This is a genomic window from Paenibacillus sp. FJAT-26967 (assembly GCF_001541095.1).
Taxonomy (GTDB): domain Bacteria; phylum Bacillota; class Bacilli; order Paenibacillales; family NBRC-103111; genus Paenibacillus_F.
The window spans coordinates 493,262-513,456 of the sequence record NZ_LMXH01000001.1 but is presented as its reverse complement, the minus strand read 5'-3'; the positions used below and the strand labels follow the sequence as shown (position 1 = coordinate 513,456).

Here is a 20,195-nt window from a genome sequence, read left to right as displayed (position 1 = left end):
CTAGTCCTCCCCATCCTCTTCCTTGGGCAGCGTGAACTCCGGCGGCCGCGCTTCAATATACGGCTGATACACATAGCTGCGGTCCAATTCAACTACTTTACGTGTTCTCTTGCGCACAATTACCTTCTTTTCGCTCCAGGCTACTATGTAACCGCGTATATCATTACGGGGGTCGGCATCCCTGACAATTCTAAGCAAGGTGCCTTCTACCCGGTATTGATCCAACTGCTCGTCACTAATCATAAACAGGCTGCCTCCTTAGTCGATCTGCATTATAGCGGTTATTCCACCAGACTTCTCTCCTAGCATACCTAAAACTGCCCGCAACGCCAAGTTCTCTTATTAGGATCTGTCTTACACTGATTCACCATATCCTGGCATAGGGTAATGAAAAATGCGGCTTGCCTCTGTTTTAGATCGAAAATACTTGGGCAATCCTGATAAATGAAACGAACTATGGAAAGTTGAAACGAAATCTTTATACATAGGAAGGGAGCGAGGCCTAATGGCTGTAGATGACAAAAAAACGTTTTATGTCAGCGTAGGTGCCGGAGAAATCGTGGATGAACCGGGAGAAATCAACTTTGATTTTGAAATCCGTGCAACGAGTGAAGAAATCGACAAGCTTGCGGAACTGTTCGAGGTACTGGAAGAGTCCGACAATAAAACACATTTCCGGGCTCTGCTGCCTTTTAAGGAATATCACAAGGATAAAGAAAACGATGAGTATGATTACGAGCTGAAAGAAATTTACCAGACCTTGTACAATTTAGGCACCGAGGAGACACGCCAGCATATTGAGAAAATGAATGTGCTTCAATAATGGAACGGCCGCCTGAGCGGTCGTTTTTTTATCCCAGCCCGGAATAAGCTTCCGATAACACATTAGCGGCGGATTCTTTTCGATTAAACGGATCGGTATTGCCTTGCTGTTCGTTAGTCTGCTTACACACGGTGTTCTAAGTGTGCTCGGACTGCCCTTCTTTGCCGGCGTCTGGTATACCGTCGTGTTTTAGCGATTGAAGCCTTGCTCCTCTCGTGAATTTACTGGAATTGTTTGATCGCGATAAGAACTTTAAACAATTTGGCTTATAATAACAAAAGACCTGAGGGAGTGGTCCCCCAGGTCTTATTTAAGTTCATTCCTGCCTGCTAACTAACGTGTTCTTTTGAATCGGTGTTTTCAAACCAGTCGTCGAGCACTTTGCTTGACATCACACGTTTCTTGATATATTCCACCTGCTGCACAGTAAACTGAGATTCCCATTCAACCGACAGTTCCATTGAGAACTTGACGACAGTGAGGAGTTCAGACCATGCGACATAACGTTTATACCAGAAAAATTGCGGATGCTCAATCATATACGGGTACAAATCATCAAATTCAGTATGTTTGCAGTCCAGGGCGCGTTCGAAATGGTTCTTCGCTTCGGAAAGCTTCTCCAGCAAGTACTCAGCCGGAATTGGCCCGTTTTCCATAGCGATCCCTCCTCTCCAGTTACGTAACTCTATTATATCGAATATACCCGCTACAGGAAAGCATTGACGCAGAATGAAAATGTTTTCATAAATTGTACGGCATTTTTTTAGCAGTCGGCAAAATGAATTGTTCCGTTCTCCAAGGACGTGATCGTGACCAGAGACTCGGTACGGATACCCTGCTCCCGGATGGAGCGTCCACCTGCCTGAAATGCTTTCTCGACAGCAATGCCTACCCCGGTCAATACCGCACCCGAACGCTCTACAATCCTGATCAAACCGCGGGCTGCATCGCCATTGGCGATAATATCGTCAATGATTAGGATACGATCATTGGAGGTTATATATTGAGAAGACACCATAATGTCGGTCACGATCCCTTTCGTAAAGGACGGGACCCTTTCACAATACATATTCTCATCCATGGTCACGGACTTTTTGCGTCTGGCAAATACAAATGGAACACCGAGCTCGTTAGCTACAGCAAAAGCAAGCGGGATTCCTGAAGACTCTATGGTCAAAATTTTAGTCGGGGCACTCTCAACAAAACGTCGGGCAAATTCCTTGCCCATTTCTACGATTAATGCCGGGTCAACTTGATGATTCAAGATGGCGTCCAATTTAACGACTTGGTCGGAAACGACACTTCCTGCTTCTATAATACGCTCTTTCAACAGTTCCATTGCTTCTCCTCCACCTTTGAATATGTGTAAACGTACCACAAGCCAAACATAGGTTTCAAGTCCCATTTTGCAGCATTCCTGCACGAGAGCGGAAACTTTTTGACCCCTATACCAGTCTTATATAGTAAGATCTTAATTTAGGCCGTTTCATGTTCATAGAGACTTGTCTTAAATGTATACTGCATTCTATTCTGATCGTAAATTGATGTTGTCTCCATAGACCATAAAGCTTATGATAAGGATTGTCGCTTTTTACGTATTTGGCGACAGTAGGAAAGGAACGATTGCAATGAAGAAACAACTCCACAGAATCGTGCTGATCGGCTTTGCGATCGCCATCCTGCCCGCTGCGACAGGCTGTGAGACTGTACATAACCTGCAAAGTAAAGACCAATCCGGCGCTGCTGCTCCTCCGGCAGTAACTTCGAATACGAATAAACCTGCACCGGCCACACCGGTTCCCGATCGTTCGGCAGCTGTCTCCTCTAACGGGCAAGAACCTTCGGATATCGTCAAGGAGAAACCGCAAGTATCCCCGGACAAGGCTTACCGTGTTTCAAAACCCACTTTAATGGGGGCGACACTGGGTACTCCCAAAGAAGAAGTATTGAATCTCTTCGGGAAAGCCCGGAATACATTCATTATGGATGAGGACCCGCAGGCTGTAACCGTCTACGAGTATCCGGATTTCTCCATCGGATTCAACGTATTCGACCGGCTCGAATTCGTTCAGGTTCTCTCTCCTGATATTGATCCGGGCCTGAATGGACTCCAGCTTGGCGACACTATCGGGGAGGCCTTGAACGTACTCGGGAAACCGGATAACCGGACCGATTACGTCCTTGCGTACAAAGCGCTGAATACGATTCTCAAACTGGATGTAGATCCTGGAAGCGGGACGATCAAATCGATCAAACTGTTTCCGGCCAGTTAACCCGAACACAGAAAACCGTGCTGCAGCCAGCACGGTTTTTCTATGTCTGTCTTTTATATCAAATCTCGCTTTATTCCGTTTTCTTCGCTTTCTTGCGCAGGATATAGTAAATCAGAAAGCACAAGGCACCCACGATAACAAGTACCGTAACCGTAATGCCCAGGTACTTGTGGAGAGCCTGCAGCACGACTTCAAAATTTTCCCCGATAAAATGGCCCAGCGAGAGGAAAACCGTACACCAAACCAGTGCCCCTGATCCTGCAAATAAAACATAACGCAGAAGCGGAATTCCGCTAACACCCGCATAATAGCAAGTAAGGTGCCTCAATCCCGGAACGAAATAACCGAAGAAAATCGCCCACATGCCATGCTTGTGAAACCACTTCTCGGCCCGTTCCAGCTTATCCGGCTTTAAACGTATCCAGCGGCTCACTTTATATAGGAAAGGTTTGCCGAGACGTTTGCCCACCGTATAGGAAATCATCATCCCCGTCATCGTCCCCATATAAGAAACGATCCAAGAGTATGTAAAGGATAAGGGACCATTCTCCAAGGTGAGGGATCCGATAAATGTCATCAGCGTCTCATCCGGAACCGGCAGTCCGATAATGCCGGCTGCAAGCAGTGCATAAAGAGCCGGATATCCATAAGCAGATATCAGCTCAAAAACCGTTTCTTTCACTCCATAACACTCCTAACGGGATAACACCCGTACGATTCAAATTGCTGTCATGCCCGTCCCTTCTTGAACATACCTTGTACTATAAAGATACAAAGGGGGGATTCATGGCTTTGAAACCATGGGCGCAAACCGCACAGGTGGCATTTACTTATGTGGGCACTATTGTGGGTGCCGGCTTTGCCTCCGGCCAGGAAATCCTTCAATTTTTTACCCGCTACGGTACGACGGCCGCCCTCACTATCGCGCTGGCAAGTCTGTTGTTCGTATGGCTCGGGATCAAACTGATGCTGATGGCAAATGATGTTCAGGCCGAATCCTACGAAGATTTGAACAAAGTTCTATTCGGGCCAAAAGCCGGCAAATGGATCTCTTTGTTTACTATGGTCATTCTATTCGGGATCTCTTCCGTCATGCTAGCCGGCGGCGGATCCGTATTCTCCGAGCATTTGTCGATGTCTTTTCAAAGCGGACTGCTCGTGACCTTATGCTTGTCTTACATCGTGATTTCACGGGGCATCGGCGCCATAATGACGGTCAATACGATTGTGGTGCCTGTCATGATCCTTTTCAGTCTGATTCTCGTTATATACACGTCTACGCTTCCTACAGCCGGGGCATGGCTCGCGATCAAGACCGATTATTCCCCGATCCGTGTCTGGATGGCACCCCTCTTGTATACCGGATTCAACCTGGCAACCGCACAAGCCGTACTAGTTCCGCTCGGCTCCCAAATCCGGGACCGTAAAGTGCTCATCCGGGGCGGTATTACAGGCGGACTCATGATCGGACTGCTTCTGCTGGCGGCTCATTATGCACTCAGTGCGCAGATGCCCGGAATCGGACAATTCGAAATACCGATGGCCGGCATCATGACCGGGCTCGGAACACTGATTCCCTTCATCTATCTGCTCGTTATATATGGTGAAATCTTCACGACTTATTTGGGCAATGTATATGGCCTTACTCTGCAGGTACAGCAGCGAACGGGACTTAGCATCCGAATTGTCCTGCCGGCCCTGCTCGGTTTAAGTTACGTTGTCAGCCTCATCGGCTTCAAATCACTACTGACCTTCCTCTACCCGCTGTTCGGCGTAGTATGCTCGGTCTGGCTCGGTATGATGATGTGGAAAAATCGTTCCGTTTAAACAAGCAGCGACTGTATTAATACTAGTCGACTCCCCGGCTCCAATGCAATCTGTATTTGAAAAAAATTCCTGAGTCTATCTTCTATATAAGACGACTTCTTACCTGCAGAAGTTTCTGTCCGGATACAAATATCTGCTTTTTTCATCATAAAAAGACCTTTCCGTAGCTTTCGCTGAACGGAAAGGTCTTTCCTCTTCATTAAGTTCCAAACAGGGAATACCCCTGTATAAATAATAGCAATCGCCTGCTTATGCTTCTTCAGAACGGATGCTCTCAACCTGCTGCAGAGCTGCCCGGCTTGCTGCGAATGCCGCACTGCCGATCACGCCGCCGTCATCGATGAGTGCGCCGGGGTGAATCGTGAGGCGGTCCCAGTAGCCGTGGTAGACGGACTTCCGGAGCTCTTCACGCATCGGCCCCAGCAGCCGCTCGCCAGCGAGCGAAGCACCACCGCCGATGATAAGCGCATCCGGGCTGTACAAAGTGACGGCATAGGACAGGCCTCTGCCGAGCAGCTTGCCCGTATGGTTCATGATCTCGATGGCGAGGGCGTCACCCTCGTCATAGGCCCGTGAGACGTCAGCCGCCGTAACGTTCGCGGCTTCCGCTCCCGGGAACCACTCGCCAAGCACGCTCGCGCGTCCGGCGGCAAGTGCCTCCCTCGCCTGCCGGGCGAGGCCGGTTGCCGAGGCAACCGTCTCCAAGCAGCCGACCAGTCCGCAGCCGCATGGTGTGTTCTCTGCGTCGCCGACAATGATGTGCCCGATCTCGCCGGCCATAAAACCGCCGCCGTAGTAGAGCTGCCCTTCATTAACCAGGGCAGCTGCCATCCCCGTACCGAGCGTAATGCCGAGTACGTTCGCATAGCCCTGTCCTGGGCCTTTCATGGCTTCACCGAATATGTACATGCGGACATCATTATCAATAAATACCGGAACGCCGAGCCTGGCTCCCAGTATGTCGGAAACCGGCACATTGTTCCAGCGCAAGTTGCTTGCAAAGGTGCATACTCCCCGCACCGGGTCAATAAAACCAGGCGTGCCCAGACCCACTGCGCCAAGCTGCCCCCGGTCAATATTCTGTTCACGCAGAAGATCTTCAATCATAACCGCGATTCTCTCCAGGACAAAATCGCTGCCGTTTGCCGCCTCTGTAGGCTGCTTGCTCTTGGCGAGTAAATTGAATTCTTGGTCCAGCAGCCCGCATACTATATTCGTTCCTCCAAGATCTACACCGACGAAAAAGCTCATACCCGTCCGTCCTTTCCCTTATGCATCCGCATACAAAGTGGTAATGCCGTGCTGCTTCAGAACCTTCTCCATGTCAGTCCCCAGCGGGGCATCTGTGACACAAACATGCACATCCGCTATCGGGGCAATGGAAAACAAGGAGGTTTTGCCAACCTTGGTATGGTCAAACACTGCAATCGTATGCTGGGCGCGGCTCATTAACAGGCGGGCTGTCTGTGCTTCCAGCTCGGAGAAGGTCGTAATCCCCTTGTCCGCCGACACCCCGTCTACACCGAGAAACAGCTTCTCAATATTGAGATGCTCGATTGTCTTCTCAGCCAGCGGACCGCTCAGCTCAAAGGTTTTGCTGCGCATGACGCCGCCTACGACGACGACCTGAAGGCCCTCGCTGTCGGACAGCTCCATCGCGATATTCACGGCGTTCGTAACGACTGTAATCCCTTGCCGCCACTTCAATTCGCGGGCAATCAGGAAGGTCGTCGTTCCGCCGGTCAGACAGACGCTGTCGCCTTCCTCGATTAAACCGGCTGCCCGCCGTGCAATCGCTTCCTTCTCCAGCCATAGTTGCTGCTTCTTCTCGGCGAATGAAGTCTCCCGTACCGCGGATAACCCTTCAAAGAGGGCACCGCCAATGGTACGGACGATATCGCCTTTCTTCTCCAGCAGGTCCAAATCACGTCTTGCAGTCGCTTCCGAGCACTGAAATTGCTCGATGATCTCCTGAATCGTGATCCGCCCCTGCTGCTTAAGCAGCTGCATAATCTGCTGGCGCCTGAGATCTCCCTTGGAAGAAGTTGCTTCATTCATTCTGCTGTCACTCCGTCACACAAGTTAAATTTGGACGAACTGGGTCAGGTTGCGCGGATCATCCGGGTTAAGGCCCAGTTTCATGGCGCTGTAATACCCGTTGTATTGAACGGCAGGCAAATAAAGCACACTGCGGGCTTCATCGCTGATTTCCGCGCCGCCGACTTCAATAACCAGATCCGCAAAATCCGTATCATCTCCGCACTTCGCGGTGATAAGCAGGACCTGTGCCCCGTATTCTTTCATCTCACGGGCTACTTTCAGCTCGTATTCACGTGTGGATTCGGAAAGCAGCAGGCAGACAAGCGTACCGGAATCCACGATCGACTTGGGACCGTGACGGAATTCCAGGGTACCGTACGCTTCTGTCCATGTGTAGGTCATTTCCTTCAGCTTGAGACAAGCTTCAAGAGCAAGACCGCCGAGTGCGCCCAGGCCGAGATAGATCGTCTTGTTACAATCATGTGCCGCTACCCATTCTTTGATGATGGTATCCGAGGCTTTGACCAGTTCTTCGTCTAATTCTAACACAGTTTGAAGCTCTTGTAAGTATGCGTCCTGACCGGATGCCATCGCGATTGCGGCCTGCATCATGAACGTCATCGAGCTGAGCGATTTACTCATCACGGTGCTCTTCTCCTTGCCGAGCGGCGACAACAGACATTCCGTCATGCCGAACATCTTGCTCGTTTCATGTGCGGTTATTCCGCATGTATCTATGTGAGATACACCTTTTACAGATTCCAGAGCAAGAATAACTTCATGGGACTCCCCGGAGCGGGATACGCCGACAATCAGGATCTGCTTCCCTCTGGCAAGAGTGGAATCCCGGATAAGGAAGATATCGGAAGAAGGCTGGGCGGAAGCACTGCGTCCCGTCCATTTGCGGAATGTAGCCGCCATGGTGATCGATTGATAGTAGGAAGAACCCGATCCGATAAATACAACCTCATCGTATTTCTCATTACCTATATAACGGTTCACCCAGTCCGGTTGCTTCTGAAGCTGCTCCCAGGCGGCCTTTATAGCCTCCGCTTGAGCACTGATTTCTTTATAAGTAATTGGAACATTCTCGTTTGACATCTTCTATTTTCCTCCCTTATAATCAACATAATGACAGTATAAATCATTTTTTTGATCGTTTCAATCATTTTGTAGGAGGAGGTTTTCAAAAATGTCTCATTTAATTTCATCTACAGCTATGCTTCAAACTGCCCGCAAGAACGGCTACGGTATTACGGCTTTTAATGTACATACTCTTGAAATGCTCCAGGCCGTCGTCGATGCGGCCGAGGAACTGCAGGCACCGCTCATTCTGCAAACTACGGTTGGTACCGTAAAACATCTCGGGCCCGACTATATCGTTGCCGCCGCCGCTACAGCAGCCAAACGTTCTACCGTCCCCATCGCGCTTCATCTGGATCACTGTACCGATTATAATCTGCTTATCCAATGTATCCGTGAAGGTTATACTTCCGTTATGATTGATGCATCCATGCATCCATTCGAAGAAAATGTCCGCCGCACACAAGAAGTCGTTAAAGTAGCTGCCGCAGCAGGCGTTAACGTAGAAGCGGAGCTAGGCAAAGTAGGCGGCGTCGAGGACGATATCGTAGTCGCGGACGAAGACGCGCTGCTTGCCGATCCGGACGAATGCGTGAAGTTCGCAGAGCTCACCGGCGTCCCTACTCTCGCTCCGGCAATCGGTACCGCTCACGGCATTTACAAAGGGGAGCCGAACATTGCTTTCGGCAAGCTGGAACAAATTTTCGCCAAAGTCGATCTCCCGCTCGTCCTTCATGGCGGTTCCGGCATTCCTGCCGATCAGGTCAAGCGCTGTGTCGCACTGGGGATGGCCAAAATGAATGTCGCTACCGAACTTCGCATTGCTTTCTCAAATGCCATTAAGGCCGTATTCGATGCAAATCCGGAAGAAAACGATCCGCGCAAATACATGGTTCCGGCCAAAGCAGCTGTAAAAGAACTGGCGCAGGCCAAAATGCATCTGACAGGCTGCGTTGGCCGCGCCAAAGATTTCCGCTAGCCGCCAAGACAGGAGATGCTGTTGTCATGATAACGACCGTAACGCTCAACGCCGCCATCGATAAAACTTACACGGTATCCTCTTTCGAGATGAACCGCGTCTTACGGATCGGTCAAATGATTGCCGTAGCGGGCGGCAAAGGGGTGAATGTCGCCCGGGTGGCTCGCACTCTGGGTGAGCCTGTAACCGCTGCGGGCTTTGCCGCGGGATTTAACGGGCAATTCATCCGCCAGGGTCTGGATGCGGAAGGTATCGGGCATGATTTCATCGAAGTTCCGGGTGAATCCAGACTGTGTCTGACCGTACTCGATGCCCAGAACGGTACGCAGACGGAACTGCTGGAGCCCGGACCTGAGATTCCGCTTCCTAATCTGGAGGAGCTGAAGTCCAAGATTGCTTCGCTGGCGGCCGCCTCTACGCACGTATGCTTTTCCGGCAGTCTGCCGGCGGGATGCCCTGCGGATTTGTACGCAGAGCTCATCCGGCTGGCGCAGCATGCAGGTGCGTCAGCCGTGCTCGATGCGAGCGGAGATGCGCTGGCTGCCGGCCTGGAGGCAAGGCCGCTGCTCATCAAGCCTAATGAGCACGAGATCGAGCGGCTGCTCGGCAGGGCCGCTTCCTCCGACGATGACCTAGCCGTCTGCCTCCGCCAACTTATGGGCCTGGGTATCCGCCATGTCATCGTCTCGCTCGGCGGCCGGGGGGCACTGGCAGGCAGCGACGGCCATCTGCGGCGTGTGCAGCTGCCGCCAGTCGCCGCCGTTAACCCTGTCGGCAGCGGGGATGCCATGGTGGCGGGCATGGTTACCGCGATCCGCAGAGGGTACGGCGATGCCGATATGGTCCGCTTCGGTGCCGCATGCGGGAGCGCCAACGCCTTGCACGCTCAGGCAGGCGCTGTGACGATGGAAGAGGTCGAGCGGCTGTACCGCGAGATCCGTGTCACCGACTATTAGATCATAGACGTTTCCCCTGTTCGATCCATATAGAATTTGATCCATATAGGAATAGAAGAAAAAACAAAAACCTTCCGGTCCCGCGCATGCGGTGAACGGAAGGTTTTTGCTGTCTCATTGGGCTGAGTTACGAGTCACTCATAGAAGTATTGATCAAGAATTGATCTGATTTTAAAAACAATTTGGTAAACTTCCGGACTTTTATGCGGCTTTTATGAAGCGTTTATAGTTGGATGACATGCGCAGCCGGTGAAGTGCTTACTGCGGATTCGCAAACATGCTCATGACAGGTAAAAAGAAGAATTTGGCGTCCCGCGCTCATCCCTTCCAATAATCGAAGGGCTCCCTCCATGCGCTGACGGTCAAAATTTACGAAAATATCATCGAACACAAGCGGCAAAACCACTTTACCTGCAAACTCCCCGACCAGCGCAAAGCGCATAGCCAAGTACAGCTGCTCCGCCGTGCCACGGCTCAGCTTGCCCGTGTCCACCTGCCGCCCGTCCGCCCGCACCGCATACAGTTTCTGCTGTCCGAGGGGTGCCGTCACACGGATGAAGCGGCCGCCGGTCATCTCGGCGAAGCTCGCGGACGCGCGCTGCAGCACGCCCGGCTGGCGCTCGCTCTCGCAGCGTTCGCGTGTCCGCTTCACAAGCAGCGAAGCCAGAGCCAGCACGGCATACCTGCCGCCAAGCTCACGGACTTCCGCAAGCTGCTCCTCACAGCGCTGGAGATGGAAGGCCTGCTCGCCGCCGCCTTCCAGCTTCTCGAGCTCGCCTGCAAGCCGTCCGCGGCGGTCCCGCAGGGTGTTGCCCTCCGCCTCCAGCGCAGCCGCCCGTGCGGACAGCTCCGCCTCGCTTGCCGCCAGGCTGTCCCTATCGGCAGCGGACAGCGCTTCGCTTAGCTGCGCTCGGCTTGCTGCACCGGCATGCGCATCCACCGCACCGGCGAGCAGCTTAGCCTCCGCGGCCAGCTCCGCCCTGCGCGTCTGACGCACAGCTTCCCGGCGAAGCGCTTCTTCGCCGTCCGCATGTGCCTCGCGCAGCAGCGATTGCAAGCGCCCGCGGACCCGCTGCGCCTGCTCGGCCGCAGCCGTCTCGAGCCGCGCAGCCTCCGCCGCCTGAGCGGCCAAGCGCTCACGCTCAGCGATCAGCTCCCGCTGCTCCGCCATCTGCTCGGCACGGCGCTTGAGGCCGAGCAGCGGATCGGCAGCCCCGGCTTCGCCAAGGAGCCGCCTTGCCCGCTCCTCGAAAGCCGCTGCCGCTTGCTTCAGCGCTGCCAGCTTGGCGGAATGAGCGGTAATCCGCTGCTGCAGATCGTGACCGCGGCTGATCAGTTGCAGCGAGTCAAACGCCGCTTCCGGGGACAGATGCGGCCTCAGCTTCCGCTCAAGCAGCCAGCGGCTCCACCGCTCCTGGTCGGCGGAAGCGCGTTCCTCGAGCTCCCGGCTGCGCTCCGCCAGCAGAGTCTCTTGACGCTGAGCTGCCTGCAGCTCCTGCTTGAGATCCTCGAGCTTGGCGCGGCGGCGCTCCATTTCGGCCCGGTTCTGGGCCCATAAGTCTGTGCCCGTCTGCCAGCTCTCCAGCTCTGTCTGGAGCCAGCGGCGGGTATCGGTCCAGGATGGAAGGGCAGCTTCTCTCGCGGCGGGCACTGACGTAGCAGCGGCAGGCTGATTATGTCCATCAGCCGACCCGGCCGCTTCCATCCGGGAATAGCCCGCTGCCGCCTCTTGTCCGGCCGCCGAGCCTCTGCTCCGGGAGCCGAGCAAGAGGCCGAGTGCTTCCTGAAGCCGGGACTGCAGAGCGGCAATATGGATCTGCGCTGCCTCATCTGCCGCAGACGCAGCCTCATCCGTATAACGGGTAGAACTGCTCAGCCGGGAAAGCTCTGCATCAGAGCGGAGCTTGTTCACGCCTCTTCGCGGCCGCCGGGACGCGTGTGCCGCCTCGGCAGTTCCATCCGAGCGTTCAGCACCCCGTTCTTGCGGTTTCTTCCGGCCCCGCAGCAGCCAGATAGTAGCGGCTGCGAGCAGAGCAAAGATCACTGCTGCTGCGGCATATTGCCCCAGCAGCACCATCGCTGCCGGCAGAAGTACCGTCATCGCTGCTGCTGCCGAAGTAAAACGGCGCTGCAGGGAGGCCGATTCGCTGCTGCGCTCTGCGGAGAGTCTCCGGAGCTCTTCCTCCCGCCGATTCTCTTCCTCGCGTATCCGGAACCTTTGCTCCGCTTCCCCCTGCAGCAGCTTCCACTGCGCATAATCTGCCGCCATTCTGCGGAGAAGAGCCGCCTCTTCCGCGGTTCTTGCTCCCGGATTCTCTTCTCGCAGACCTGAAAGCCTCAGCCACTCACTCCATTCAAGCTGCTTGTCCGCCAGCTCGCGGCCGAGATCTTCCCGCCTGTTAAACAGGCGGCTTCGTTCCGCGTCAAGAAGTCGGCGCTCCCCGTCCCACTTCCCAAAAGCTTCTTTGGACGCACGGATCTCTTCCTTCATTCCAACGGACACCGGGAAGTTCCGCAGGTCGGCCTCAGTCCAGTCTTCGTCCAGTTCCCGCAATAGAGCCTCCAGCTCGCTGCGGTGGTGATTCCTTTCTGTCTCCAGCTCAATCACCGCGCGCAGACCTGCACGGTATTCGGCGGCTCCTTCCTGCAGGGAACTGAGCTCGGCGGCCCCTTCCAGCAGTTCCGGAACGGCCTGCAAGCTCTGCATACGCCTGCTGAATTCCCGCATTCTCTCCTGCTGTGTTCTCTGGCCGTCTTCCAGTGCATCCAGCTCCTGCCGAAGCGTTTCGTAACGCGTTACCGCCTCGACGGGAAAGTCCGGAATCTCCGGCAATCCGTCCATTTCTTCAACTGCCAGGCGCAATTTCTGCCACGGTTCATAGGCATGCAGACATCGGCTCATCCAATCCAGTTGAACCAAGACCTCCCTGCGCTCCCGCTCCGTACTCTCCAGCCGGTTCTCAAGCCCGCGCATTTCTTCTAGCGCCTCTTCGTACCGGGCGATTTCATCCCGGGTGCGGAGTCTGCCGGCACGAAGCTCCTCGTAAGCGCGTATGCTCCGGTTAAGTTCCTGGTTGCGTCCCCGCGGCTTATAGACCGTATCTGCACGGGCCGAGAGCTTACGCTCAGCTTCCACAACCGTGCTTCCGCTGACTCCGAAGCCTGCTCCGTACAGGTATCCTCCGATTTCGTCACTCTGCAGCGTCCTGAGCTCCTGCAGCTCTCCCAGACCGAAGGCAAACAGGCTGCGGAACAGTTCGACGGACAAGCCCCCAAGCAGGCCGCGAAGCAATTCTTCCCCGCCGCTCGTACCGTCGAATAGCGTAACCTTCACGCTCCCGGCAGCGGGAGAACGCCCCGGACCGCCGGATTCGGCGTATCTTTCCACCAGAATGCTCCGTCCCATCTCATCTTCGAGCACGAGAGATCCGCCGTGAGGTCCCCCTCCCTCAGGCTCATATCTTTCGGCTGCCTGAGCTCTCGTAGGAAAGCCGAAGAGGACTGCCCGGATAAAACCGAGCAGCGTACTTTTCCCCGCTTCATTGGGCCCGTACAGAACATTCACCTGCGGATGCAAACGATACACCCGCTCGTGCAGCGCACCGAATCCTCGGATACGAATCTCTGTAATGATCATCGCTCCCGCCCCCCGCCAGCCACCAGCAGATCGAGAGCCAGCTCTCGCGCAGCGCGCAGCCATTCTTGAAGTTCATCCTCTGCCGCTCTGCCGCCGAAGAGCTTCGCCGCTCCCGGCTGTGACATCAGCGGATGAAGTGCTTCCGCCGCAAAGGCTTCCAGCTTCTTTTCATCCCCTGCCAATTCTTCGGTCAGCCGGAGAAGATCGCCCATGAAGCTTTCTTCTGCCAGCAGCTGATCCAGATCCAGATCTTGTCCCGTATGGGATTCTATGGACTCCACCCAGACAAAGGGCGGGTGACTCTCCTGCCCGTTCCCTCTGCGAACAGAAGATGTCTCGCCGGCCCCATACCCCTCCCGGTATTTATCCTCCGAATAGCCGGACTGCTCCTGTTCACGGTCCGAACCCGTGCTGAGAGAGCCCGCCCCATATTTAATCGCTTCACTATCCCTGAGCTCACGCACTAGATCCGTAAGCGTACTTCCGCTCTGAAGCCGCAAATGCAAAGGTCCCCGTCCGGTCAATGTAAGCCTCACAATTACAGGCCTGCCTCCGGCCCCGGCCCGAAGCTCGTCCAGCAGGCCATGAAGACCCTCATGGAGCTCCTGTTCGGTTGTTATCCCCTCAATGGAAAAAACAGCCTGTTCCCACCGGACAGCATCCAGCGTATGAAAGGCCAGTTGGGTGCAGCCGTGTTCATCGACACGAACGATATAACAGCCCCGTTCCCCGCATTCCCGTATACTGCGTCCTTGAATGTTACCGGGATATACAGCCAGAGGCCGCTCATTCAGCACTTCTCTTGTGTGGATATGGCCCAGTGCCCAATAATCGATTCCTCTGCCGAGAAGATCCTGCCTGCTGCAGGGCGCATAATTATCAAAGCCCGGATTCCCGTCTACATTCGTATGAAGTAAAGCAATCTGGTACACCGAAGTGTCCTTGCCGTTGAATCTCAGCGCATAGTTATCCAGGACGGCAGCTGTCGGATAAGAGATGCCATGTACGTGGGCAATCGTGCCGCGATCTTCTTTGAATACCGGCACCGTCTCCACAGTTCCGCCGGCAGCATACACATGAACCGATGAAGGCCAATCAAGCCGGGCTGCCCGTCCATCTGCCGGATCATGATTCCCGTGGATAACAAAGGACGGAATGCCCGCCTTGTCCAGCTCCGCCAATGCACTGCGAAAACGCAGCTGGGCACGCAGCGAGCGGTCCGCGGTGTCGTAGATATCGCCACTAAAGACTACGAAATCGACATTCTCCAGAATTGCCAGACGTACAAGCCTGCCAAGCGCAGTAAAAGTCGATTCACGAATCACTTCACGAATCGGACCTGGAACGGTATGCATGCCTTTGAATGCACTGTCCAAATGTAGGTCGGCCGCATGCATAAATTTTAGCGGTTTCATTCCTTCCCCTCCCCTTTCGGAGGAATGCATGATGACGGTACTCTCATTGTTCATACCTCTCGTATACACTGCGCAGCTGCCGCATCACTCGGTTGAGTGAATACGATTTGCGCGCCTTATCGGATGCAGCTCTTGCCAGCTGGTACCGGTAAGACGGATCGACAACCACCTTCTCCAGGGCAATGCTGAGTCCGACCGCATCTCCCGGCTCCACTAACAGCCCGTTGCGTCCGTTCTCGATCTGTTCGGCAATTCCGCCAACATTTGTCCCGACGAGCGCAAGCAGGCACAGGGCCGCTTCAGCGAATACGGAGCCGAATGCCTCCGCTTTTGAAGGAAGCACGAAGATGTCGAAGAAAGGCATGAACTCCTCCGGATGCAGCATATACCCGTAGAAAATGATCTCCTCATATAAATTCAATTCCCGGGCCAGCTCCTCCAGCTCTGTACGCGACGGGCCGTCCCCGATAATATGCAGAACGAACGGATGACCGCGTTCCTTTAATTTGGCGCACGCCTCCAGAAGGGTCTCCAGTCCTTTGGCCGGTACGAGACGGCAGACCGTAATGAGCTGCGCGACCTCGTTCTCATGAGAAATAGGACGAAAACGCTTCTCGTCGTAGCCGTTCGGAATTACGCCTACCCGTTCGGGATCTTGAATGAACTCACTTATGTACTGCTTAAACGAATTCGAGACGGTCAGAATTTGATCCAGCTTGGACTCCAGTTCTCCATAAATAGAGGTTAAGAAGAGCTGTTCCGGTCCTCCATCTGCGATTTTTCCGTTGAGGAGAAGCTCGCGCTCATAACTGGAGTGGATGGTCACAATTACCGGCGTATCCGGAAAAACTTCCTTCATAGCCAATGCGGCAATCGGATGATGGGCATGAATAAGATCATATTTTTTGCGGATACGGAGCTTTGTCCACCAGATGTAGTCTTTATAAGTTTGTACATATTTATCGATAATTGGATTTTCTCCGTAACGGGACAAGTCGAAAGTCGTAAAGCCCACCGGCTCTGTCCCTTTGCCTCTTACACGCTTAGGGAGCGAGAACAATTCCATCTCCCAGCCTCTTTTATTGAATTTTTCCGTCGTATAAGGAACCATGGAAGAAACTCCGCCCGGCTGGTCCGGAGGAAAAAATAACGCTTGCAAAATATTCATTGATGCACACTCCTGCTCCTATTGCGGCCTTTTCTGTGCAGCTGTAGCTTCTATCATGATACGCTGGACCTCTTCTTATTGTACCTGCTGCAGGATCAATAGAAAAGGGAACACCATCTGCTGAACGTATAGACTTATCAACGGAATGTAACATTTTGGAAAGAAGCCTATTTTGCTGCAATTAGGTTTTTGCTATAATGAGAGCAGCTGGAAATACGAACGTACATTTGACTTTTTCCGTTATCTGGAACGGATTAAACCGGAGGAATGTTAATCTTGTGGAATGCGCCGATTGAAGTATGGGGGCCCGATACCGCCACCTCTATGATCCTTGTGATTCTAGCTCTTATGCTGTTTATTTCTGGAAGACTCTACTATACCCGTCGTAAAAAAGCTTATTTTTCTATGACGCTCTCCATCATTCTCATGCTGGTCCATAATATGCTGCGGCTTTACTGGCAAGCAACCGGAGGATTGAACGATCTGACGGGATTCATCGACGACCTTCTGCAGGCGGTATCTTTCGTCATGGTTAATCTGGGCATTTATCAGCTCTATAATCCGACTAAAAGACGCCAGTATATTTATTTCTACGGGCTCATTGTTCTGGCACTTGGCGTGTCCGTCTTTCATTTCTATCCCACAACGGACGGCAATGCGCAGCAGGCAGCCTTACTTGCCGATCTGCCTATCAACCTCTATATGTTCGTCTTAATCTTTCTGTGCGCCTATATGATCACACCGATGGTCGGGCAGCAGGGCAAATTTCAAACGATCATGACCATCTTCTTCGCCAAGCAGACGGCTCATACCATTAACACCTACATGTTCGCAGGTGAACATAAGTGGCTGACGCTTGCGGAATGGTTTCTCCCCATCGGGTACATATGCATTCTTTTTCTTCTTTTGTTTGACCGTATTGTTGAACTTATGCAGGCGATCTACCAATCCTCCATTACTGACGGACTAACTAAAGTATACAACCGCAAATATTTTGACAAGCGGGTTGCCCAGTATATCCGGCTCAATAAGAAAGTAGCCGTTCTGTTCAGCGACATCGACAATTTCAAGAAACTTAATGATACCAAAGGACATCATATGGGGGATGAGATGCTCAAGCAGGTCGCGCTCATCATGCAACAGGAAGCGGAGGACAGCGGAATCGTGGGACGCTATGGCGGAGAAGAGCTTGTCGTGCTTATCACAGATCCTGACACTTCGCCGGCTAAGCTGGCCGAGAATATACGCAGACGCATTGAGGAAGAGACTATTGTGACCGTCAGCATGGGATACAGCAGCTTCAAGAAGGGCAGTACTGCGCAGCAGCTCGTTAAGCAGGCGGATGAAGCCATGTACAAAGCCAAAACAACCGGCAAGAACAAGGTCGTCCGTTTTGGAGCCTAATAAACAGCGTACATAGAAGATCAATGGACACGGCTCTAAAAAGAATCACTACATAAGAAAAGCGATGCAGGCTGTCCCGGCCCGCATCGCTTTTTATCATTATTGAATAGTAAACAGCTCTTCAACCGGTTTACCGAGAACGCTGCTGAGGCGCTTGGCAGCGCCGGGGCCGATCGATTTCATCGATCTCTCAACCAGCGAGATATAGGCATGGCTAAGCCCCGTTTGTCTGGCTAATTCTCTTTGAGTCAAGCCCAGCAGCATTCTTCTACGAATAAGTTCCTCCGATTTAGCGGTAATTCGCACAGCGTCCCCTCTTTTCCACTTCCTAATAAATTCCATTCTATCATTTTATTTCACTGTTGCAAACACATAAATTTACTATAGAAATCAAAGATCTTGTCCTGCTTCTTTCCCTTTAACAATTGAAAAACCTTATTTTCCCTGCTATGATAAATTTGTTAACTAATGTTTACCAGATCGCAGGTGTTTTCTTATGTTTTTCTATGATAAACTCAGAGATCTCCGCAAGCTTAAAGGATACACAATCCGCGAACTAGCTGACCGCTCAGGTGTATCCGCTGGCTATATTTCACAACTCGAGAACGGGAATCGCAATGCACCTTCCCCGGATGTATTAATGAAACTGTCTGAAGGACTTAACATTCCTTATGCGGATTTAATGAAGATTGCCGGCTATCTCGAAGCTCCGGAGGCTAAGGAGCTCTTATCGAGGACTCCTGTTAATCTGCGGAGATTTCTACACGACAATGATCTTATTTTTGATGGTATCCGACTGACCGATGTGGACAAGGAATGGATGGAGCGTATGCTCAGTGCTTTGTTCTGGAAACAACGGAACAGACCGTCCGATTCCGAATCGGACTCTTAGACCTCATGCAATCCTGCATAGCTGCTTAACATGAACAATCCCTCTGCAACGGATCAACGTATCCAACTCCAGAGGGATTGTCTAATTACAAGCATAAAAAGGCCCTTGCTGTCTGTCAAAGGGGACGGCTGTTTGTATGCGCTATGTTGACATTCTATCATTTTATTTCACTGATGGAAACAAACGAATTTACTTTTGCAATCATTATTCCGGTTCTGCTTCCTTCCGTTAACCAATTGAAAAACCTTATTTTCCCTGATATGATAAAAATGTTAACTAATGTTTACCAGATCGCAGGTGCTTGCCTATGTTTTTCTATGATAAACTCAGAGATCTCCGCAAACTTAAAGGGTACACGATTCGTGAATTGGCGGACCGCTCAGGCGTTTCAGCCGGTTATATTTCGCAGTTGGAGAACGGAAACCGTAATGTCCCCTCTCCCGAGGTGTTAATGAAGCTGTCCGAAGGCCTTAATATTCCTTATGCGGATCTAATGACGATCGCAGGTTACCTGGAATCTCCGGATGCTGAGGTGCTCTTACCCAAGACGCCCGTTAATCTGCGGAGATTTCTGCATGACAATGATCTTATATTTGACGGTATCGAACTGACCGATATGGATAAGGAATGGATTGAGCGTATGCTCAGCGCCTTGTTCTGGAAAGAACGTAACAAACCATCCGATTCCGAATCTGGTTCTTAGACTTAAGCAATGCTGCATAACGGCTGGACATGATCAATCCCTCTGGGCGGATTTAACGTATCCGTATACAGAGGGATTGTCTCATTATAGGTACAAAAAATACCCCTTCTATCTGGAAGGGGCTGGCCTGTTTGTATGTGCAATGTTGGCGTGGATTTCTTGAATCCGTTCGTTCTCCTGACGCAAACGATCTTCTATCCTCTGTGTCAGCTGTGCGATTTGGTCCCCTACAGAATCCGGAACTTCTACCTCAGGCAGCGATTTGATCACATACAGCAGACACTGCAGCGTCTCTTCCATCAAATCTTTCTTACGTGCGGTAAGAACTACCTCCGCGAGGAAGATAAGATGTGTCAATTCATTTTGCAGGACACTCATATACGTTCCACTTCCTTCCACTTCGATTATGACTGAAAATGTCGAATGTGGAAAGTTGGTCTTGACATTTTTAACTGTAATATTTAATATGATAGATATAAGTAACTTAAATAGTTACAGTTTTTCTTTTTATAAAACGCCTCCCCGTTAACTTCGGTTAACGCCTATAAGGCATAAGTGCCGCATAGGTTAAGGAGCTTTTTAGATAAATAATATCGATAAACGGAGGGATACCTATGTCTTTGATTACAATTAACGATCAGAATTTCCAGGAAACACTCGCCGGCAACGACCTTGTACTTGTCGACTTCTGGGCACCTTGGTGCGGTCCTTGCAAAATGCAGAGCCCTATTCTGGATGAATTGAATGCTGAAGCCGGAGAAGCTGTCACCATCGCTAAAATGAACGTGGACGACAACCCGGAAACACCGTCTAAATTCGGAGTTATGAGCATCCCTACTTTGAAATTGTTTAAGAACGGTACGGAAGTGAAATCGTTTGTAGGTGTGCAATCTATACAGACACTCAAAGCACTCGTAAACGAGCACAAATAAATAATGAAATAAAATGAATGCACCAATCAAAAGAAGCAAGGGTCTCTTCATGACCCTTGCTTC

General features: G+C 52.0%; 21 protein-coding genes. 9 read left to right on the top strand and 12 right to left on the bottom strand.

Annotation, left to right across the window (positions count from 1 at the left end; genetic code table 11):
* Positions 1–243, bottom strand: a complete 243-nt coding sequence (locus tag AR333_RS02425; protein ID WP_068773752.1) for a hypothetical protein — start codon at positions 241–243, stop codon at positions 1–3.
* Positions 244–505: 262 nt separating this feature from the next.
* On the opposite strand from AR333_RS02425, the gene AR333_RS02420 reads away from it, so the two are divergent.
* Positions 506–823 (top strand): hypothetical protein, encoded by a 318-nt coding sequence (locus AR333_RS02420; protein WP_068773751.1) that lies wholly within the window; start codon positions 506–508, stop codon positions 821–823.
* A gap of 329 nt (positions 824–1,152) precedes the next feature.
* Here AR333_RS02420 and AR333_RS02415 read toward each other — a convergent pair whose 3' ends face one another.
* Entirely contained in the window at positions 1,153–1,479 is a 327-nt protein-coding gene (locus AR333_RS02415) for a hypothetical protein (RefSeq protein WP_068773750.1), read from the bottom strand.
* Between the two features lie 107 nt (positions 1,480–1,586).
* A complete protein-coding gene (locus AR333_RS02410; RefSeq protein ID WP_068773749.1) occupies positions 1,587–2,162 on the bottom strand; it encodes a xanthine phosphoribosyltransferase in 576 nt (191 codons plus the stop codon).
* A 289-nt stretch (positions 2,163–2,451) separates the two neighbouring features.
* On the opposite strand from AR333_RS02410, the gene AR333_RS02405 reads away from it, so the two are divergent.
* Positions 2,452–3,096, top strand: coding sequence for a hypothetical protein (locus tag AR333_RS02405; protein ID WP_068773748.1), 645 nt, complete (start codon positions 2,452–2,454; stop codon positions 3,094–3,096).
* Positions 3,097–3,166: 70 nt separating this feature from the next.
* Here AR333_RS02405 and AR333_RS02400 read toward each other — a convergent pair whose 3' ends face one another.
* Entirely contained in the window at positions 3,167–3,778 is a 612-nt protein-coding gene (locus AR333_RS02400) for a DedA family protein (RefSeq protein ID WP_068773747.1), read from the bottom strand.
* Between the two features lie 104 nt (positions 3,779–3,882).
* On the opposite strand from AR333_RS02400, the gene AR333_RS02395 reads away from it, so the two are divergent.
* Positions 3,883–4,923 carry a hypothetical protein gene (locus AR333_RS02395; protein WP_068773746.1) on the top strand — a complete coding sequence of 347 codons (1,041 nt, stop codon included), beginning with the start codon at positions 3,883–3,885 and terminating at the stop codon, positions 4,921–4,923.
* Positions 4,924–5,172: 249 nt separating this feature from the next.
* Here AR333_RS02395 and AR333_RS02385 read toward each other — a convergent pair whose 3' ends face one another.
* Genes AR333_RS02385 through AR333_RS02375 form a run of 3 tightly spaced genes read right to left on the bottom strand, consistent with a single transcriptional unit; the run spans position 5,173 to position 8,064 of the window.
* Positions 5,173–6,174: an ROK family protein gene (locus AR333_RS02385; RefSeq protein ID WP_068773744.1), complete on the bottom strand. Its 1,002-nt coding sequence runs from the start codon at positions 6,172–6,174 to the stop codon at positions 5,173–5,175.
* A gap of 18 nt (positions 6,175–6,192) precedes the next feature.
* Complete coding sequence (locus tag AR333_RS02380; RefSeq protein WP_068773743.1) at positions 6,193–6,981, bottom strand: DeoR/GlpR family DNA-binding transcription regulator; 789 nt, start codon at positions 6,979–6,981, stop codon at positions 6,193–6,195.
* Between the two features lie 24 nt (positions 6,982–7,005).
* Positions 7,006–8,064, bottom strand: a complete 1,059-nt coding sequence (locus tag AR333_RS02375; RefSeq protein ID WP_068773742.1) for an SIS domain-containing protein — start codon at positions 8,062–8,064, stop codon at positions 7,006–7,008.
* 91 nt (positions 8,065–8,155) lie between these two features.
* Between AR333_RS02375 and AR333_RS02370 the strand changes: the two genes are divergently transcribed.
* The gene (locus AR333_RS02370; RefSeq protein ID WP_068773741.1) at positions 8,156–9,025 is read left to right on the top strand and encodes a ketose-bisphosphate aldolase; all 870 of its coding nucleotides are present in this window, start codon (positions 8,156–8,158) and stop codon (positions 9,023–9,025) included.
* Between the two features lie 26 nt (positions 9,026–9,051).
* Complete coding sequence (pfkB, locus tag AR333_RS02365) at positions 9,052–9,981, top strand: 1-phosphofructokinase (protein ID WP_068773740.1); 930 nt, start codon at positions 9,052–9,054, stop codon at positions 9,979–9,981.
* A gap of 223 nt (positions 9,982–10,204) precedes the next feature.
* On the opposite strand, the gene AR333_RS02360 is transcribed toward pfkB, so the two are convergent.
* Genes AR333_RS02360 through AR333_RS02350 form a run of 3 tightly spaced genes read right to left on the bottom strand, consistent with a single transcriptional unit; the run spans position 10,205 to position 16,201 of the window.
* A complete protein-coding gene (locus AR333_RS02360; protein ID WP_068773739.1) occupies positions 10,205–13,618 on the bottom strand; it encodes an AAA family ATPase in 3,414 nt (1,137 codons plus the stop codon).
* Positions 13,615–15,033 (bottom strand): DNA repair exonuclease, encoded by a 1,419-nt coding sequence (locus tag AR333_RS02355; RefSeq protein WP_068773738.1) that lies wholly within the window; start codon positions 15,031–15,033, stop codon positions 13,615–13,617. Before AR333_RS02355 ends, AR333_RS02360 begins: the two co-directional genes overlap by 4 nt.
* A gap of 43 nt (positions 15,034–15,076) precedes the next feature.
* Positions 15,077–16,201 (bottom strand): glycosyltransferase family 4 protein, encoded by a 1,125-nt coding sequence (locus tag AR333_RS02350; RefSeq protein WP_068773737.1) that lies wholly within the window; start codon positions 16,199–16,201, stop codon positions 15,077–15,079.
* Between the two features lie 267 nt (positions 16,202–16,468).
* Here AR333_RS02350 and AR333_RS02345 point away from each other — a divergent pair, with 267 nt between their 5' ends.
* Positions 16,469–17,605: a GGDEF domain-containing protein gene (locus AR333_RS02345; protein ID WP_253735697.1), complete on the top strand. Its 1,137-nt coding sequence runs from the start codon at positions 16,469–16,471 to the stop codon at positions 17,603–17,605.
* Positions 17,606–17,704: 99 nt separating this feature from the next.
* Here the strand turns inward: AR333_RS02345 and AR333_RS02340 are convergent, their stop codons facing one another.
* Positions 17,705–17,911, bottom strand: coding sequence for a helix-turn-helix domain-containing protein (locus AR333_RS02340; protein WP_068773735.1), 207 nt, complete (start codon positions 17,909–17,911; stop codon positions 17,705–17,707).
* Between the two features lie 190 nt (positions 17,912–18,101).
* Between AR333_RS02340 and AR333_RS02335 the strand changes: the two genes are divergently transcribed.
* Entirely contained in the window at positions 18,102–18,497 is a 396-nt protein-coding gene (locus AR333_RS02335; RefSeq protein WP_068773734.1) for a helix-turn-helix domain-containing protein, read from the top strand.
* A 307-nt stretch (positions 18,498–18,804) separates the two neighbouring features.
* Complete coding sequence (locus AR333_RS02330) at positions 18,805–19,200, top strand: helix-turn-helix domain-containing protein (RefSeq protein ID WP_068773733.1); 396 nt, start codon at positions 18,805–18,807, stop codon at positions 19,198–19,200.
* A gap of 108 nt (positions 19,201–19,308) precedes the next feature.
* Here the strand turns inward: AR333_RS02330 and AR333_RS02325 are convergent, their stop codons facing one another.
* Positions 19,309–19,578 carry a hypothetical protein gene (locus tag AR333_RS02325; RefSeq protein WP_068773732.1) on the bottom strand — a complete coding sequence of 90 codons (270 nt, stop codon included), beginning with the start codon at positions 19,576–19,578 and terminating at the stop codon, positions 19,309–19,311.
* A 236-nt stretch (positions 19,579–19,814) separates the two neighbouring features.
* Here AR333_RS02325 and trxA point away from each other — a divergent pair, with 236 nt between their 5' ends.
* Complete coding sequence (gene trxA / locus AR333_RS02320) at positions 19,815–20,132, top strand: thioredoxin (protein ID WP_068773731.1); 318 nt, start codon at positions 19,815–19,817, stop codon at positions 20,130–20,132.
* The last annotated feature ends 63 nt before the right edge of the window (positions 20,133–20,195 follow it).

What these genes read in the sequence shown, in the direction of transcription:
- AR333_RS02425 (WP_068773752.1), bottom strand. Translation starts at nt 243, where the DNA reads ATGATTAGTGACGAGCAGTTGGATCAATACCGGGTAGAAGGCACCTTG.
- AR333_RS02420 (WP_068773751.1), top strand. Translation starts at nt 506, where the DNA reads ATGGCTGTAGATGACAAAAAAACGTTTTATGTCAGCGTAGGTGCCGGA.
- AR333_RS02415 (WP_068773750.1), bottom strand. Translation starts at nt 1,479, where the DNA reads ATGGAAAACGGGCCAATTCCGGCTGAGTACTTGCTGGAGAAGCTTTCC.
- AR333_RS02410 (WP_068773749.1), bottom strand. Translation starts at nt 2,162, where the DNA reads ATGGAACTGTTGAAAGAGCGTATTATAGAAGCAGGAAGTGTCGTTTCC.
- AR333_RS02405 (WP_068773748.1), top strand. Translation starts at nt 2,452, where the DNA reads ATGAAGAAACAACTCCACAGAATCGTGCTGATCGGCTTTGCGATCGCC.
- AR333_RS02395 (WP_068773746.1), top strand. Translation starts at nt 3,883, where the DNA reads ATGGCTTTGAAACCATGGGCGCAAACCGCACAGGTGGCATTTACTTAT.
- AR333_RS02385 (WP_068773744.1), bottom strand. Translation starts at nt 6,174, where the DNA reads ATGAGCTTTTTCGTCGGTGTAGATCTTGGAGGAACGAATATAGTATGC.
- AR333_RS02380 (WP_068773743.1), bottom strand. Translation starts at nt 6,981, where the DNA reads ATGAATGAAGCAACTTCTTCCAAGGGAGATCTCAGGCGCCAGCAGATT.
- AR333_RS02375 (WP_068773742.1), bottom strand. Translation starts at nt 8,064, where the DNA reads ATGTCAAACGAGAATGTTCCAATTACTTATAAAGAAATCAGTGCTCAA.
- AR333_RS02370 (WP_068773741.1), top strand. Translation starts at nt 8,156, where the DNA reads ATGTCTCATTTAATTTCATCTACAGCTATGCTTCAAACTGCCCGCAAG.
- pfkB (WP_068773740.1), top strand. Translation starts at nt 9,052, where the DNA reads ATGATAACGACCGTAACGCTCAACGCCGCCATCGATAAAACTTACACG.
- AR333_RS02360 (WP_068773739.1), bottom strand. Translation starts at nt 13,618, where the DNA reads ATGATCATTACAGAGATTCGTATCCGAGGATTCGGTGCGCTGCACGAG.
- AR333_RS02355 (WP_068773738.1), bottom strand. Translation starts at nt 15,033, where the DNA reads ATGAAACCGCTAAAATTTATGCATGCGGCCGACCTACATTTGGACAGT.
- AR333_RS02350 (WP_068773737.1), bottom strand. Translation starts at nt 16,201, where the DNA reads ATGAATATTTTGCAAGCGTTATTTTTTCCTCCGGACCAGCCGGGCGGA.
- AR333_RS02345 (WP_253735697.1), top strand. Translation starts at nt 16,469, where the DNA reads ATGTTAATCTTGTGGAATGCGCCGATTGAAGTATGGGGGCCCGATACC.
- AR333_RS02335 (WP_068773734.1), top strand. Translation starts at nt 18,102, where the DNA reads ATGTTTTTCTATGATAAACTCAGAGATCTCCGCAAGCTTAAAGGATAC.
- AR333_RS02330 (WP_068773733.1), top strand. Translation starts at nt 18,805, where the DNA reads ATGTTTTTCTATGATAAACTCAGAGATCTCCGCAAACTTAAAGGGTAC.
- AR333_RS02325 (WP_068773732.1), bottom strand. Translation starts at nt 19,578, where the DNA reads ATGAGTGTCCTGCAAAATGAATTGACACATCTTATCTTCCTCGCGGAG.
- trxA (WP_068773731.1), top strand. Translation starts at nt 19,815, where the DNA reads ATGTCTTTGATTACAATTAACGATCAGAATTTCCAGGAAACACTCGCC.